Here is a 14,308-nt window from a genome sequence, read left to right as displayed (position 1 = left end):
GACCCGCGCACCAAAGCGACGCTTTTTAATCCTACCGCGTCCCGCAACGCAGCACGATTAGAAATTACCTCATGGTCCATTTAATTTATTTATAGCGGCCTTATAAAATGCCTTCGAATTGTCAGGCGATGCATTAGGTTTGTTAGTTCAGGCAAGGGATAACCCTATTCGACGCGATTGACTTCCCGCAAGATTCCGTCCGTGCTGTCGAAATGATGGTTACCCATGCGATTGAGCACCGCCATGATTTCGCCATTAGCGCCATTGCTTAACGCCAGCGCAAGCACTTTCTCCCTACCCATTGGAAATTCCGCGCCCGCGAGCGCGGCGGCGATTTCTTCCAGACTGGGTTCATCAGGATGACGGTAATTCTGCGAACGCGCGGGGTGTTGGGACATATGCGCCTCCTTCGAAACAGGTCAACATTCTTAAGGGCAGCAACCACTGTACCCAACTTAAACTCATTGCGGGCGCGCTTGATGCTCGGGTCAAGTCAAGACAAGTTATTGAGCGAGATCAAAATGACCTATACCGCAGATCGCATTTCCGATACCGAAGTGAAAGCAGGCGATACCATCTATACCTTCGATGCAAAGGCCAGCGCCGATGCATTCCAGCAATGCCTTGCAACGGACACACCCGCGACGTGTGTCACGAATCATGCGCCGGTATCGACGCGCGCTGCCGTGCAAGCGGAAACCGAAGCGGACCTGAAGCCCGGCAGCATCATCTCGCCGTCGCTTGGCGGAATGCCTTGATCGAACGCGGCTTATAGAAGAATGCCAGAGGCGGCACGCGGCGCGAGCGCACCACGTGTAAGCGCATCGAGTGGCATGGGCCGATCGAAAAAGTATCCTTGCGCCTGCGCCGCGCCCATCTCGCGCAGCATCTCGAGCGTCGCTGCGTCCTCCACGCCTTCGGCGACCAGCGTCAGCCCCAAAGACTCGGCCATGCGCACGATGGCGCGCACGATGGCGCGGCTACGCGGGCTTTCACTCAGTTCGAGAATGAATGATTTATCGATCTTTAGGCCGCTAAACCGATATTGATGCACATAGCTCAGTGAAGAAAAGCCTGCGCCGAAATCATCTAGCACGACAGACATGCCACTATCCGCGAGTCTTTGCATGGTGCGTCGTGCGAGGTCCGGTTCGGCCACGAGCGCGCCTTCGGTCAACTCGAGGCATACGCGCGATGGCGACACACGATAGCGTCTTAGCAAGGCCAGCACATCGTCGGCGAATTCGGGCCGCGTCATGCTATAGCTCGAACAATTCACATGCACAGGCGGCCAATGCGCATAACTTTCGTTTGCGAGAATGGCGGTAACGCGTTCGAGCATGTAAAGGTCGAGCCTGCCGATCAGTCTCAATCCTTCGACCGCAGGCAGGAAATCGCCGGGTGGCACCATCGTGCCGTCTTGCTGACGCCAGCGAATGAGTGCTTCGAGCGCGACCACTTCGCCGCTCTGCACATCGACAATAGGCTGGAAATACGGCAGTAATTCGTCGTCGCGCTTCATGGCATTGCGCAACGCGCCTTCGCGTTCCACCTGATCGGAAACCTCGCGGCGTAATTCCTGATTGAACAGCACGAAGCTGTCACGCCCCGCATTCTTGACGCGATACATCGCGGTATCGGCATCGCGCAAGAGATCGGCAGGCTCGGTATGGAACTGACTGTCCGCACTCACGATACCAATGCTGCACGACGAAAACACCACGTGTTCTTCGATATGAAACGGCAGATCGAATGCGGCAAGAATGCGTCTGGCGATCGCGACAGCATCGCGCACAGGCGCATTGGGCGAGAGCACCGCGAATTCATCGCCGCCCAGGCGTGCGAGCAAATCCGTCGTGCGAAGGCAATCGCGCAGACGCGCGGCGGCCTGAACGAGCAGCATGTCGCCGAAATGATGGCCCAGACTGTCGTTCACCACCTTGAAGCGATCGAGGTCGATGAACATCACCGACAATTCCTCGCCGCGCGTCTGGTAGTCCTGCCACGCGCCACGCAGGCGGTGCATCAGATGACTGCGGTTCGGAAGACCGGTCAGGGCATCGTGTGAGTTTTCATAGAGCAATCGCGCGTTAGCATCGTCAAGTTCGCGCGTGCGGGCCTGCACGCGTGCTTCGAGTTCGAGATTGGCGGCGTGCAGGGCTTCGGCATCGCGGCGGCGTGACAGCGCGGTATCGATATGGCGCGACACGAAGGTGAGCAATTCCTGATCGCGCAGCGAATAGCGCACGAGCGGCGAATAACTTTGCACGGCCAGCACGCCGCGCACGACATCGCCATCGAACAGGGGAATGCCGAGCCACGAACGCAGGCGCACTTCGCTATGTTCTATTTCGAAGGCACCTTCCGCGATGAGACGCAGCGCTTCCTGATGATCGATCAAACGCGGGCGCCGCTCGCGAATGACGTACTCGGTAAGGCCGCGCCTGCTGCGTCGCGGGCCGGGCCGGTCGGGCACGATCTCATCGACGTAATAGGGAAACGATACTTCGTCATGCTCTGTTTCGAAGAGCGCGATATAGAAATTGCGCGCGTAAAGCAATTCGCCGACGATGCCATGCAGGCTGCGGAAAAATTCCATCATGTCGCCGGGACGGCTCGATAGTTCGGCGATCTGATAAAGCGCGGCCTGCAAGTGCTCGGAACGTTCGCGCTCGGCTATGCCATGACGCAGGGCGGCGTTGAGCTTGGACAACTCGGACGTGCGGCGCGCGACCTGTTCTTCGAGATCGGCGCGATGCAGGATCCGGTCGAGCGCCATGGCAACGTGCCGCGCAACCACCAGAAACAGCGCGCGGTCCTCGGCGCTATAGATGCGCGAGACATCGTAGACCTGCATGGCCAGCATGCCGAACACTTCGTCGGAGGCATTCTTGAGCGGTGCGCCCATCCAGAACTCGGGCCGGTCGCCAATGCAAAAAAAGCGGCTCGCGCGCTCGGCCGCGCAAATATCGGCTGCGGTGACGAACAGCGGTTGCTCGCTCGTGAGCACCTGACCGGTCATCGAAAGATGCGCGGGATCGAGAATGTCGTGATTGTCGGCGTCGACGCTTTCCGTGTCGATCACATCGACGTAATACGGGTATGTGATCTTGCCGGTCTTGCGGTCGTACAGCGCGAGATAGAAGTTCTCGGCATCGATCAGTTGTCCGAGCCTTTCATGCACGCCGCGCAGGAAGTCGGCGAGTTCGGGAACGGAGCTGGCAAGATAGGCGATTTCATACAGCACGCGCTGAGTGAGTTGCGCGCGGGCCAGGGCGTCGGCCTGAACTCGTTCGCCAAGCGCGCGTGCGAGTTCGGCAAGCTGCGCGTTGTCGCACTGCGTGGCGGGCGCAAGCAGCCACCCAAGCACGCTTTCGCCACGGCCCGTTGCCCAGCGATGCCAGCCACGCAGCGCGCAGAGTTCTTCCAGATGTCCTTCCGCGATGCTTTCCGGCCAGCCGAGTTGCGCCGCGCCTTGTCCTTCGAGATGAACGGCCTCTCCCGCGCGATACCACGCCCATTCCTGCGGACGGTCGGCGGTGGCGGCATCGCATAAAAGCGTTTCGATGGAGGGCGCAACGGCGCGCGCGCCGACGACGATGCCGGTCGCATCGTTGCTTGCGGCGGCATCGCGTGGCGCGGCAAATGCGCGGTACGCAGAAAACACACTCATCGGCGCTCCAGGCCCGTAAAGCCACCTTGATCTGGCGGTATGAATCAGCGACGAACGCCCGCGCGCGCCATGGCGCGTTTTGAGCGAAGCTCTCAATAGGCTAACGGCAGCGAGAATACAGGCTTGAGCACGCTGGACAAAAAAAGCGTGAGTCTTGGTGAAGGCGGGCATTTATGCCGACGGCATGCGGACTATCGGAAATTGCATGCAAAATGCCAAACGCCAGATTGCATGCATTACGCAAAATGCATTTTCGGCGGACTGAATTCAGAACCGCTTCTGCATGAAATAGCGGGCCTGTCCGGCCTGAAAATCCGCCAGTTCGCCGAACACCGAATAGCCGTGGCGCGCGTACAGATCGCGCGCGTGTGGATTGAGCGTATCGAGCCAAGCCGCGCGGCAGCCGCGTTTCACCGCTTCGGCTTCGGCCGCTTCCAGCGCACGCGACGCCAGCCCCGCGCCGCGGGCATCCTCACGAATCCAGAGCCATTTGACGAACAGCCATTCCCACGACGTGAACCCCGCCAGACCGCCCACGAACTCCTCTCCGCGATACACCGACACCGCCAGATTCCGGTGCCCGCTGGCTCCGAGTTGCGCGGCGTTGAAGGCAGCCAGTCCGCCTGCCACCTCGGCCTCGAAACTCGCGTCGATCCAGTCGGCGACGGAAATCTCGATTGGGTTCATTGCATGCCAGATGCAAGCGGGGCCACGAAAGCGCCTTCGATCCCATGCCGCGCGAGCGCCTGCTCGACGAAGCCCGACTGCTTCATTTCTTCGACGAACTCGCGAAGATAGTGCGCGGCGGCTGCTCCGCGTGTGTTCGGCATGCCCATGGCCTGGCGAATTTCCATGAAGCGTCCATCGAGCAGACGCACGCCGGACAAGTGCGCGATATCCGCCTGAAGCTGCTGCTTCACGCCTGCCGCCACTTCGAGGTGCTGATCGAGGAACGCGCGAATCACCGCCGCCGAAGACGCCGCCCTGATCAGTTGCGCATGTTTGATTTCACGCGTGAGAAAAAGATCGTAAGCGCTGCCTTCGCCCACCACGATGCGATTGCCCGCGCGATCGACCTGGTCGTTTTGCGTGATGGGCGAATCCACGCGCACGAGATAGCAGCCTTCGATCAGCACATAAGGCGCGGTGAACGTCACGCCCTCGCCGCGCTTGGGATCGATCGCGAAGAAGCCGATGTCGGCCTGCTCCGTGGTCACGGCGTGCACCGATTGCGCGGCGGTATCGAACGCGCTCAGCGCGATGCCCACGCCAAGGCGTCGCGCCAGTTCGCGCGCGAGATCCACCGACACGCCACCGGGCTCGCCGCTCGCCGGATCGCGATGCGCGAGAACGGGATTGCCGAGATTGATCGACGCGCGCAGCACGCCAGTGGGCGCGAATGCTTCAAGCAAGGTTTCGGAGATCATCGGTTCAGTGGTGAAGTCGGGTTGCAGGCAGAATACGCGAACCGTCAGGACATCGCTTGAGGAGAGAGTGATTCATGCAAGAGGAATACATCGACAGTGAGAAACTCATTCACGCTCTGAATCTCACGCCGCATCCCGAGGGTGGCTATTTTCGTGAGACTTATCGCGCGGACGATATCGTGCAGCGGAAAGGCGCGAATGAACCGCGCGCTGCATCCACGGCCATTTATTTTTTGCTTTGCGATGGCGCGTATTCCGCTTGGCATCGCATTCGTTCGGATGAGGTCTGGCATTTCTATGCGGGCGCATGTGTCGATGTGCATGTGCTCGATACGCACGGCGCTCTGGTCACGCACCGGCTGGGCAATGCGCTCGTTCACGCGGATGCCGTATTTCAGGCGGTGGTGAAGGCAGGCGACTGGTTTGCAGCGGAATGCGTGGATGCCCGAAGCGCCGCGCTCGTCGGATGCACGGTCGCACCCGGCTTCGAATTCAGGGAGTTTGAACTGGCGGAACGTGGCGTATTGGAAGCGCGCTATCCGCAACATAAAGCACTAATCACACGATTCGTCAGTCGATAAGTGCAAATTGTCAGGCCCGTTGTTTGCTCGATGTAAGCGCGAACACATTTGGGCTTAAGCGCATCATGGATCAATCCCTTCAGCGCCTACGCGCAAAAATTGCAAGCCGCATTGCCGAGCGTGAAGCGTCGCTTGTGCCGATGCGCGAATTCGCGCTGCGTACCGCCAGCGATGCACCGAACGTGGGCGCAAGCGATGTCGCATTAGTCGCGCTGGAGCAGGAACTCGCCGCGTGGAAGCGCATGGCCGCGCGTCTCGCGCAAACCGTGTTGTTCGAACCGCGCGAGCATCGCGCATTGCGTTTGCCGCCGCAGCGTTGAGCAGAATCGCGCGCTTGCGCTCACAATGGTCCATGAACCCACTATTCATGGAGACGCGCAATGGCATCGAATGACACGCCTGTCTGGTTCATCACCGGCTGCTCGACGGGATTCGGGCGCGAACTGGCGTCCGCCGTCATCGCGCGCGGTTGGCGTGCGGTCGTGGCGGCGCGCGACACGGCGAGCGTGCAGGATCTCGTCAAGCGTGCGGAAGGGCGCGCCATCGCGGTGAAGCTCGACGTGACGCATGCCGATGAAATCGCCGCATCTGTCAGCGCAGCATATGAAGCCTTCGATCATATCGATGTGCTCGTGAACAACGCGGGCTTCGGTTATCTCGCGGCGGTCGAGGAAGGCGAAGACGAGCAATTCCGCGCCATGTTCGAAGCCAATTTCTTCGGTGCGGCCGCGATGATTCGCGCCGTGTTGCCGCGCATGCGCGAGCGTCGTTCGGGCCATGTGGTCAATATCACGTCCGTGGGCGGTCTCGTCGGCAATCCGGGCAGTGGCTATTACGCGGCAACGAAGTTCGCGCTGGAGGGCCTTGGCGAAGCGTTGGCACGCGAAACCGAAGGACTGGGCATCAAGGTGACCGCTGTGGAGCCGGGACCGTTCCGCACGGATTGGGCGGGCCGCTCGCTCAGGCAGACGCAGCATCCCATCGACGATTACGATGCCGTCGCGGGGCGTCGCCGTTCGTCCATTGCCGAGTTGAGCGGCAAGCAGGCGGGCGACCCGGCGCGCGCGGCGGAGGTCATCATCGAGGCGGTGCAGGCAGAACACGCACCGGAGCATCTCGTGCTCGGCAAGGCGGGGCTCGATCTGGTGCGCAACAAACTCAAGCGTTTGAATGCAGATCTCGATACGTGGGAACAACGTACCGTGTGGGCCGATAATCCGCTCGGCTAGCGTGGTCCGTTCATCATGTCTGCCGAATCGCCGCAAACGCATGTGCGTGAACTCGTCGTGCAATATGCCGGCGCGTTGCGTGTGCGTGCGCCGGCTGTGCGTTTCGTGAAGGCATCGGCGGGGCCTTGTTATGAGGCACTTTTCAATCGGATCGAACTGGATGAGCGCACGTTGACGTTGCCCGGCTCCGTTCTGGGCATCGTGGTCGCGCATGAAGTGGCGCATGCCACGCAGCGTCGCGCCATGCTGCTCGATCTCGCGTGGACGGGACTTGGCGCGGTCGCATTGCTTGCGATTCCATGCGCCGTGTTTGCCGCGTCGTCCGTGGCCGATGCGTGGCGCATTTTCGCACCCGGCGCGGGCTTCGCGCTGGCATGGATCGCGTGCCTGAAGATCCTGCGTCCGCGCGCGCTCAGGCGTGCCGCCGCCTTCGAACTCGATGCCGATGCCAAGGCCGCGCAACTCTGCGGTGCGGCAAGCACGCTGGAAGCGCTCGAACTCATGTCGCGGCGCGTGCATATCGAAGCTGCGCGTATCGACGCCATGCGTGCCCTCATGCAAGCCTATAAGCCTTGATTTCAGGCTCGCTTATTGCATTGCACGATGCATGCGCGGCAATGCCGCCGCGCACCCCGGACGAAACATCATGCGCGTGCTGTTCATCGAAGACGATATGCGTCTGTGCGACGCCTTCAAAGCGCTTGCGAATGCATCGGGCCATGTTGCCGATGTCGCATACGATGGCGAGCAAGCCATGTTGCTCGCGAATAAAAACTGCTATGACACGATCTTTCTCGACATCGGCTTGCCCGATGTAAGCGGCCACGATCTATGCAAGCGCCTGCGTTCGGCAGGCGCGAGCAGTCTTGCATGTGTGGTCGCAGTCACTGGCGATGACCGTCATCGCGGCGTGGGCCAGGAGCACTTCGACGGCTACTATCTCAAGCCCTTCACCGAGGAAGGACTTCGAGCCGCGCTCAATGCGTGCTAAAGGTCAAACGGGCCGCCAGTGCCCCGGAACCCATTGCCAGTGATTGCCTTCCCAACGATAGTGACCACGCACCCAGTGATAGCCCGGCGCGGGCGGCGGCGGTGCGACTTCCGCGACCGGTGCGGGCTCGGGCGGACGCGCAGGTTCAACCACGCAGCCCGACAATAAAACGCCCGTCGTGAGCATGCCCGCCAGTATCAGGGTTGTTTTCGTTTTCATCTTGCTTTATCGCTCCCTTGTTGAAGTAGTACGGCACAAGGCCGTCTCTTTCTTCAACGCATGAGCGTGCAAAAAGCCGTCGCACAAGCATGTAAGAGGATGTAAGTGATGAAACCGCGCTAATCCTCAAGCGGAATATTCACGCTTGCGCAAATGAATTCGGCAATACGTGCGATATCGTTTAACGGCAACGTTTGCAATGACGTATCGAGTGAGTTTGCATCATCGGTCGCAATGGCGCGTATGGCGACATCGGTCTTATACAACGGTGATACGCCGGTCGATGGCCGCACCACTTCCAGACGCGGCACCGCCTCGCGCGCGAAACCTTCGACGATCACCAGATCAACATGCGAGAGACGCGCAGCCAGCACGGCAAGCGGCGGCTCCGCTTCGTCGTGCAATTCCCTGACGATCGCATAGCGATAAGGCGATGCGATCAACACTTCCTCCGCACCCGCGCGGCGAAAGCGCGCGCTGTCCTTGTTCGGCGGTTCGAGTTCGATCGAATGATGACTGTGCTTGATGACACTCACGCTGAGGCCGCGCGCATGGAACCACGGCAGCAGCGCTTCGATCAGGGTCGTCTTGCCCTGTCCCGAGCGGCCGGAGATGCAAAAGAGCGGTGGCGTCATATCGAATCGCAATGAATAGCAGATGCGGCCAGTTTAACGGTCCGATAGCGGAGGCCGTGAAATCGCGCTATCGTCAGGCATGGTTTTCTTGCATTCGAAGTTCAAGGGACACGACATGGCCGAAGACAATCCGCTTACCGCTCTCGCTCCGCAGCAATTTTCCGTCGATGTGATGCTCGAAAAATACGCCAAGGGCGATGAAACGAGCGTCGACGATATTTACCATCGCGTGGCGCACGGCGTGGCGCTGGCCGAACCCGAAGCACTGCGCGCGAAGATCGAGCGCGAGTTCGTCGAGGCCTTCAGGCATGGTGCGCTCGGTGCGGGGCGCATCATGAGCGCGGCGGGCGCGGGCATCGACGCGACGCTGATCAATTGCTTCGTGCAACCCGTGGGCGATGCCATTCAAGGTGTCGATGACAACGGCTTGCCCGGCATTTACGTGGCCTTGCTGCAGGCCGCCGAAACCATGCGGCGTGGCGGCGGCGTGGGCTATAACTTCTCCGCTATTCGCCCACGTGGCGCGCGCGTGCATTCCACCGGCTCGGCGGCATCCGGGCCATGCAGCTACATGGACGTATTCGATGCCTCATGCCGCACGGTGGAAAGCGCGGGCGCGCGGCGCGGCGCACAGATGGGCATTCTCGATTGCACGCATCCCGACTTGCTCGAATTCATCGCGGCCAAGCACACGAAAGGGCGCTGGAACAACTTCAATGTCTCCGTCGCGGTGAGCGACGAGTTCATGCAGGCCGTCGCCGACGATGCCACATGGGAACTCGTGCACAGGGCCGAACCGTCACCGGCGCAGCGCTCGTCCTCGGATATTCGCAAGCGCGAGGACGGGCTGTGGGTGTATCGCGAAGTGCGCGCGAAGGACGTGTGGGACATCATCATGCGTTCTACTTATGATGTCGCGGAGCCCGGCGTGGTGTTCATGTCGCGCATGAACGACGACAACAATCTGCGCGCATTGGAAACTATTCGCGCGACCAATCCATGCGGCGAACAACCGTTGCCTGCGTACGGTTGCTGCAATCTCGGCCCGCTCAATCTCACGCGTTTCGTGCGCGATCCATTCTCGCCCACGCGTAGCTTCGACTGGGATCTGCTGGTGCGCACCACGCGCACACAAGTGCGCTTTCTCGACGATGTGCTCGACGTCACGCTCTGGCCGCTCGAAGAACAAGCGTCGGAAGCCGCAGCGAAACGGCGGATCGGAGTGGGTTTCACGGGTCTGGGCGATACGCTCGTCATGCTGGGTTTGCGCTATGACGCCGAGGAAGGGCGCGCCTTCGCCACGCGTGTGGCGCGCACGATGCGCGACGAAGCCTATCGCGCATCCGTCGAACTCGCGAAGGAACGTGGCGCGTTTCCCTTGTTCGATGCCAAGCGCTATCTGGAAGAGGGCACGTTTGCATCGCGCTTGCCGGATGACATCAAGAGCGAGATTCGCGCGCACGGAATACGCAACAGCCATCTGTTGTCGATTGCACCGACTGGCACCGTGAGCCTTGCGTTCGCCGACAATGCATCGAATGGTATCGAGCCGGCCTTCTCGTGGACGTATCAGCGCACGCGCCGCATGGCCGATGGCAGCAGTCAGACCTTCGCGGTGGAAGATCACGCGTACCGGCTCTATCGCGAGATGGGCGGCGATGTGAACGCGTTGCCGTCTTACTTCGTGAATGCGCTGGAGATGTCGGCGCAAAATCATCTGGAGATGATGGCGGCGGTGCAACCGTTCGTCGATACATCCATTTCGAAAACGGTCAACGTGCCTGCGGATTATCCGTTCGATGCCTTCCAGGATCTTTATTTCGAGGCATGGCGGCGCGGACTCAAAGGGCTTGCAACGTATAGACCCAACGACACGTTGGGCGCGGTGCTATCCGTCACGCCAGTGGAAACGCCGAGCGATACACCGGACTCCGAACCGGAATTGGACCCGCTTCGTATTGCGATCGATCACCGGCCGCGCGGCGAATTGCCTGCGATCATCGAGAAGGTCGAATATCTGACGCAGGCGGGCAAGAAGTCGATCTATCTCGCGGTGTCGTTCATCGAAGTGACGGGGCGTATTGGCGGCGAGGACGTGACGATCGAGCGGCCTATAGAGTTCTTCATTCCGACTGGGCAGCGCGACGAATCGCAGCAATGGATCACGGCCACCATGCGTTCGCTGTCGCTGGCAGCGCGCGGCGGGTTTGCGGCGCGCACGCTACAGGATATGCGCAAGGTGTCGTGGGATCGTGGACAAGTGCGTCTCGGCGATGTCGAGCGTTTAGACGGTCATCGCAGTCCTCGGTGGCACGATTCCGAAGTGGCGGCGCTTGCCTATGCGATCCAACAGATTCTGCATCGGCGCGGCTTTCTGGATGCGGAAGGCGAGCAATTGTCTTCGCGCGTGCTTGCACGTCACAGAACCGATGGCGTTCAGCCCGCGAGCGCGCTTCCTGTTAGCGAAGACGAAGACGCCGCATCTTCACTCGATCCAAACGGTCTCGCGCAAATGCACGGCCGTAAATGCCCCACGTGCGGCGCAAACGCCGTCATTCGCAAGGATGGTTGCGACTTCTGCACGTCCTGCGGCGAAATTGGCGCGTGTGGCTAAGGCGTAAAACATGGCAGCGTGCGCTTTTCAAACGCGCGCCGCTATGCAATTCACTCACACGTTTCCAGCATGGGTTCTTGTTCGGTATCCGTATCAACTGAATGCACGAACGGGCGCCATACAGGCGTCACCGACGACATTTCTTCCAGCACCGAGTAGTGTTCCAGCGTCGTGTTTTCCAGCATGATGACCTCTCGATCTTGATTGACGATCGACCCGCCTTAGCGCGTCTTGACGTTGCTTTGCGCCGCCGAACCATTCGCGTATTCGACGATCTCGCGATTGCGCGCTTCGGCTTGCTGCGCGGCGACGGCATCGCCCCACATGCTGCGCTCCGGATACGTATTGCGATTCAATGCGGGCAACGAACCATTCGAGTAAGCCGCGGCGAGTTCCGCACGGACCTGCGCGCGCGTCTTCGGCGTTTCGCTCGCACTGGCTTGCGTCTGCGTGTCGTTCAGATAGGTTCCCGCGCGTCCGATGCCTTGTCCTTCGGCAAAGGCGGTCGTCGTGACGACAGCGGAAATAGCAGCGAGCGAAAAGCCCGTGAAGAGATGTTTCATGCTTGCGACTCCTTTCGATCCGTTCCGCATGAGTGCTCATGCATTAGGTGCGGCACGCGGGCAATCACCGATTGCAAAGGGTGTATTGGCGTGACGCGATGGGATGAATGTAGCCGCGCGGTCTTTGACGATAAATGCCGCTTTAGCGAATAGATTTATCGATTTCGGCGAATAATCGCTTAAAGCCTTAGGCGTCAAGGGTTTGCTTAGTGACTATCGGGCCGTTAGGAAAGTAAAAAAGGCGCGTCGAATGGGTTCGACGCGCCTTGAATGCATTCCTACTGAACGTCTTTTAAACAACCACGTCTTCCGTTCCCGATACTTCCGGCGTGCCATGACGCACCACGGCGGACGCAGGCGTGCTCGTCGGCAGACAACGCTCCTCGGCTTCCTTCTGGCCTTGCAGCAGCGGGCACCGCTCGAATAGTTCGGCCACCCAATCGACGAACACGCGCACCTTGGGCGAAAGATGCCGGTTATGCGGATACACCGCTGAAATGGGCATGGGCAGCGGCTCGTATTGCGGCAGCACTTCAATGAGTTCGCCCGAGCGCAGATAAGGCAAGGCCATGAAACGCGGCGCCTGGATAATGCCCACGCCCTTGAGCCCGCAACTCAAATACGCTTCGGCATCGTTCACCGCGATCATGCCGCGCATCTTCACTTCGACCGTTTCATCGTCCACGACGAAATCGAGGTCCATCACGCGCCCGGTGCGGCTCGAAAAATAATTGACCGCTGTGTGATCCTGCAAGTCATCGAGCGTCTTGGGTGCGCCATGCCGCTCGATATAAATCGGGCTCGCCACCGTGACGCCCTGAAACACGCCGATGCGCCGCGCCACGAGGCTCGAATCCTGCAGCGTGCCCACGCGAATGACACAATCGACGCCTTCCTGAATGAGATCGACGGGTTTGTCGCCAAAGCCCATCATCAGTTCGATCTCGGGATAGCGTGTGTGGAAATCGCATAGCTGCGGCATGACGATCAACCGTCCGATGGCCCCCGGCATATCGATGCGCAACTTGCCATGCGGTCCCTTGCCGTTGTTCGAAAAGCTGCCTTCCGCTTCTTCGATGTCCGCAAGAATTCGCACGCAACGCTCGTAATACGCCGCACCGTCCGGCGTGAGATTGAGTCTGCGCGTGGTGCGCTGAAGCAGACGCACGTTCAAATGTGCTTCGAGGTTCTGAATGATCGTCGTGACGGATGCGCGCGGAAGATTGAGCGTATCCGCCGCCCGCGAAAAGCTATTGGTGTCGACGACGCGGGTAAAGACCTGCATTGCTTGTAGCCGATCCATGTTCTCACCGATTTGCTAAAGATCGCACGGAATAAATACGCAATTAAGCGGTGACTAACAAACTTCACGCGCGGGATAACCACGATTGTTCGGTGCGACCGAATTGTGTTGCCGGATTATAGGCATTTATTAAAAAAGGCGCGGACTCCAGAATTCGCACCATCGCAACCTATGCGTGGACGGCCTTGCAGCATAGAGTTTTCACGGCCGCGCACGAAAATAACCATGGCATCACTGTTGGATCTGGAGCGCGCCCCGAGACTGTGCATCGAGGATGTACGGATCGCGGGACATTCGCAACCCATTACCTTGCGCAGTTATCGACCCGCGTCGGACGGGACGATCGTGCCCATCGTTCTTTACTTTCACGGTGGCGGATTCGTGCAGGGCGGATTGGACGATGCCGACCTGACCGCTGCCACCATCGCACGCGATACGCCCGCTTGGGTGGTGTCCGTGGGTTACTCGCTCGCGCCGGCCTTTCCATTTCCTGCCGCGCCCGAAGATGGTTATCGCGCGGCGCAATGGGCCGTGGCGCATGCGCGTGCGCAGCGTGCGGACCCGTTGCGTATCGGTGTAGCGGGACATGATGCAGGCGGCAATCTGGCGACCTGTGTCGCGGCCATTGCACGCGATCGTGGCGATATTCGTTTGTCCGCGCAGGTGCTGCTTGCGCCCTTGCTCGATCCGAGCATGACGCGCTTAGCAGATGAACGAAAGGTCCTGTGCCCCGATCTCGAGGCGAGCGAATGCGCGCGCTGCTATCGCGCGTATCTGCCGAATCCTTCGCAACGGCTGCACCCGTATGCCGCGCCGCTCGAATCGCGCCGGCTCAATGGTTTGCCGCCTGCGTTGATCGCCAGCGCCGAGCATGACCTGCTGCATATCGAGGCCGAGAAATACGCATCCGAATTGATCGCGGCGGGCGTGCCGACCGAAGTCACGCGTCATTGCAGGACTTCGCATCACGCCTTGGCCACGCATCCCGATGCACTCGACGATGTGGTCGGCTTCTTCAGAAAACGGCTTGCACGCGCCAGATAACGGCGCTTGGCAACCCTAAGCATTGCAAA

The 14,308-nt window shown here is 60.1% G+C and carries 17 protein-coding genes; 8 read left to right on the top strand and 9 right to left on the bottom strand.

Features of this window, described 5'->3' with window-relative positions; translation table 11 throughout:
• Positions 1 to 164: 164 nt before the first annotated feature.
• The gene (locus ACZCWR_RS20900; protein ID WP_487303536.1) at positions 165 to 398 is read right to left on the bottom strand and encodes a DUF2795 domain-containing protein; all 234 of its coding nucleotides are present in this window, start codon (positions 396 to 398) and stop codon (positions 165 to 167) included.
• 123 nt (positions 399 to 521) lie between these two features.
• Between ACZCWR_RS20900 and ACZCWR_RS20895 the strand changes: the two genes are divergently transcribed.
• A complete protein-coding gene (locus tag ACZCWR_RS20895; RefSeq protein WP_487303535.1) occupies positions 522 to 758 on the top strand; it encodes a hypothetical protein in 237 nt (78 codons plus the stop codon).
• Positions 759 to 769: 11 nt separating this feature from the next.
• Here the strand turns inward: ACZCWR_RS20895 and ACZCWR_RS20890 are convergent, their stop codons facing one another.
• From ACZCWR_RS20890 to ACZCWR_RS20880, 3 genes are all read right to left on the bottom strand, one after another.
• The gene (locus tag ACZCWR_RS20890) at positions 770 to 3,673 is read right to left on the bottom strand and encodes a bifunctional diguanylate cyclase/phosphodiesterase (protein ID WP_487303534.1); all 2,904 of its coding nucleotides are present in this window, start codon (positions 3,671 to 3,673) and stop codon (positions 770 to 772) included.
• Between the two features lie 267 nt (positions 3,674 to 3,940).
• Entirely contained in the window at positions 3,941 to 4,360 is a 420-nt protein-coding gene (locus tag ACZCWR_RS20885; RefSeq protein WP_487303533.1) for a GNAT family N-acetyltransferase, read from the bottom strand.
• On the bottom strand, positions 4,357 to 5,100 hold the full coding sequence (locus ACZCWR_RS20880; RefSeq protein ID WP_487303532.1) for an ABC transporter substrate-binding protein: 744 nt from the start codon (positions 5,098 to 5,100) through the stop codon (positions 4,357 to 4,359). Before ACZCWR_RS20880 ends, ACZCWR_RS20885 begins: the two co-directional genes overlap by 4 nt.
• A gap of 74 nt (positions 5,101 to 5,174) precedes the next feature.
• On the opposite strand from ACZCWR_RS20880, the gene ACZCWR_RS20875 reads away from it, so the two are divergent.
• From ACZCWR_RS20875 to ACZCWR_RS20855, 5 genes are all read left to right on the top strand, one after another.
• Positions 5,175 to 5,681 carry a cupin domain-containing protein gene (locus tag ACZCWR_RS20875; RefSeq protein ID WP_487303531.1) on the top strand — a complete coding sequence of 169 codons (507 nt, stop codon included), beginning with the start codon at positions 5,175 to 5,177 and terminating at the stop codon, positions 5,679 to 5,681.
• Positions 5,682 to 5,746: 65 nt separating this feature from the next.
• Complete coding sequence (locus tag ACZCWR_RS20870) at positions 5,747 to 6,001, top strand: hypothetical protein (RefSeq protein ID WP_487303530.1); 255 nt, start codon at positions 5,747 to 5,749, stop codon at positions 5,999 to 6,001.
• A gap of 60 nt (positions 6,002 to 6,061) precedes the next feature.
• Positions 6,062 to 6,910 carry an oxidoreductase gene (locus ACZCWR_RS20865; protein WP_487303529.1) on the top strand — a complete coding sequence of 283 codons (849 nt, stop codon included), beginning with the start codon at positions 6,062 to 6,064 and terminating at the stop codon, positions 6,908 to 6,910.
• Between the two features lie 15 nt (positions 6,911 to 6,925).
• Entirely contained in the window at positions 6,926 to 7,486 is a 561-nt protein-coding gene (locus ACZCWR_RS20860) for a M48 family metalloprotease (RefSeq protein ID WP_487303528.1), read from the top strand.
• Between the two features lie 70 nt (positions 7,487 to 7,556).
• Positions 7,557 to 7,901: a response regulator transcription factor gene (locus tag ACZCWR_RS20855; protein ID WP_487303527.1), complete on the top strand. Its 345-nt coding sequence runs from the start codon at positions 7,557 to 7,559 to the stop codon at positions 7,899 to 7,901.
• A gap of 3 nt (positions 7,902 to 7,904) precedes the next feature.
• Here the strand turns inward: ACZCWR_RS20855 and ACZCWR_RS20850 are convergent, their stop codons facing one another.
• Positions 7,905 to 8,120 (bottom strand): YXWGXW repeat-containing protein, encoded by a 216-nt coding sequence (locus ACZCWR_RS20850; protein ID WP_487303526.1) that lies wholly within the window; start codon positions 8,118 to 8,120, stop codon positions 7,905 to 7,907.
• 119 nt (positions 8,121 to 8,239) lie between these two features.
• Positions 8,240 to 8,755, bottom strand: coding sequence for a molybdopterin-guanine dinucleotide biosynthesis protein B (gene mobB, locus ACZCWR_RS20845; protein WP_487303525.1), 516 nt, complete (start codon positions 8,753 to 8,755; stop codon positions 8,240 to 8,242).
• A gap of 115 nt (positions 8,756 to 8,870) precedes the next feature.
• Here mobB and ACZCWR_RS20840 point away from each other — a divergent pair, with 115 nt between their 5' ends.
• Positions 8,871 to 11,369, top strand: coding sequence for an adenosylcobalamin-dependent ribonucleoside-diphosphate reductase (locus ACZCWR_RS20840; RefSeq protein WP_487303524.1), 2,499 nt, complete (start codon positions 8,871 to 8,873; stop codon positions 11,367 to 11,369).
• A 50-nt stretch (positions 11,370 to 11,419) separates the two neighbouring features.
• Here the strand turns inward: ACZCWR_RS20840 and ACZCWR_RS20835 are convergent, their stop codons facing one another.
• The 3 genes from ACZCWR_RS20835 to ACZCWR_RS20825 all read right to left on the bottom strand — a co-directional run bounded on the left by ACZCWR_RS20835 (position 11,420) and on the right by ACZCWR_RS20825 (position 13,235).
• Positions 11,420 to 11,554 (bottom strand): hypothetical protein, encoded by a 135-nt coding sequence (locus tag ACZCWR_RS20835; RefSeq protein ID WP_487303523.1) that lies wholly within the window; start codon positions 11,552 to 11,554, stop codon positions 11,420 to 11,422.
• 36 nt (positions 11,555 to 11,590) lie between these two features.
• Positions 11,591 to 11,932 carry a DUF4148 domain-containing protein gene (locus ACZCWR_RS20830; RefSeq protein WP_487303522.1) on the bottom strand — a complete coding sequence of 114 codons (342 nt, stop codon included), beginning with the start codon at positions 11,930 to 11,932 and terminating at the stop codon, positions 11,591 to 11,593.
• Between the two features lie 292 nt (positions 11,933 to 12,224).
• A complete protein-coding gene (locus tag ACZCWR_RS20825; protein WP_487303521.1) occupies positions 12,225 to 13,235 on the bottom strand; it encodes a LysR family transcriptional regulator in 1,011 nt (336 codons plus the stop codon).
• Between the two features lie 225 nt (positions 13,236 to 13,460).
• Between ACZCWR_RS20825 and ACZCWR_RS20820 the strand changes: the two genes are divergently transcribed.
• Positions 13,461 to 14,279 carry an alpha/beta hydrolase gene (locus tag ACZCWR_RS20820; protein ID WP_487303520.1) on the top strand — a complete coding sequence of 273 codons (819 nt, stop codon included), beginning with the start codon at positions 13,461 to 13,463 and terminating at the stop codon, positions 14,277 to 14,279.
• Positions 14,280 to 14,308 lie beyond the last annotated feature (29 nt).

The sequence above is a fragment of the Caballeronia sp. A2-2 genome (genome assembly GCF_057612605.2).
This window is presented reverse-complemented; position numbering and strand designations above follow the sequence as displayed.

Coding starts and splice junctions, on each gene's coding strand:
- ACZCWR_RS20900 (WP_487303536.1), bottom strand. CDS start 398: ATGTCCCAACACCCCGCGCGTTCGCAGAATTACCGTCATCCTGATGAA.
- ACZCWR_RS20895 (WP_487303535.1), top strand. CDS start 522: ATGACCTATACCGCAGATCGCATTTCCGATACCGAAGTGAAAGCAGGC.
- ACZCWR_RS20890 (WP_487303534.1), bottom strand. CDS start 3,673: ATGAGTGTGTTTTCTGCGTACCGCGCATTTGCCGCGCCACGCGATGCC.
- ACZCWR_RS20885 (WP_487303533.1), bottom strand. CDS start 4,360: ATGAACCCAATCGAGATTTCCGTCGCCGACTGGATCGACGCGAGTTTC.
- ACZCWR_RS20880 (WP_487303532.1), bottom strand. CDS start 5,100: ATGATCTCCGAAACCTTGCTTGAAGCATTCGCGCCCACTGGCGTGCTG.
- ACZCWR_RS20875 (WP_487303531.1), top strand. CDS start 5,175: ATGCAAGAGGAATACATCGACAGTGAGAAACTCATTCACGCTCTGAAT.
- ACZCWR_RS20870 (WP_487303530.1), top strand. CDS start 5,747: ATGGATCAATCCCTTCAGCGCCTACGCGCAAAAATTGCAAGCCGCATT.
- ACZCWR_RS20865 (WP_487303529.1), top strand. CDS start 6,062: ATGGCATCGAATGACACGCCTGTCTGGTTCATCACCGGCTGCTCGACG.
- ACZCWR_RS20860 (WP_487303528.1), top strand. CDS start 6,926: ATGTCTGCCGAATCGCCGCAAACGCATGTGCGTGAACTCGTCGTGCAA.
- ACZCWR_RS20855 (WP_487303527.1), top strand. CDS start 7,557: ATGCGCGTGCTGTTCATCGAAGACGATATGCGTCTGTGCGACGCCTTC.
- ACZCWR_RS20850 (WP_487303526.1), bottom strand. CDS start 8,120: ATGAAAACGAAAACAACCCTGATACTGGCGGGCATGCTCACGACGGGC.
- mobB (WP_487303525.1), bottom strand. CDS start 8,755: ATGACGCCACCGCTCTTTTGCATCTCCGGCCGCTCGGGACAGGGCAAG.
- ACZCWR_RS20840 (WP_487303524.1), top strand. CDS start 8,871: ATGGCCGAAGACAATCCGCTTACCGCTCTCGCTCCGCAGCAATTTTCC.
- ACZCWR_RS20835 (WP_487303523.1), bottom strand. CDS start 11,554: ATGCTGGAAAACACGACGCTGGAACACTACTCGGTGCTGGAAGAAATG.
- ACZCWR_RS20830 (WP_487303522.1), bottom strand. CDS start 11,932: ATGAAACATCTCTTCACGGGCTTTTCGCTCGCTGCTATTTCCGCTGTC.
- ACZCWR_RS20825 (WP_487303521.1), bottom strand. CDS start 13,235: ATGGATCGGCTACAAGCAATGCAGGTCTTTACCCGCGTCGTCGACACC.
- ACZCWR_RS20820 (WP_487303520.1), top strand. CDS start 13,461: ATGGCATCACTGTTGGATCTGGAGCGCGCCCCGAGACTGTGCATCGAG.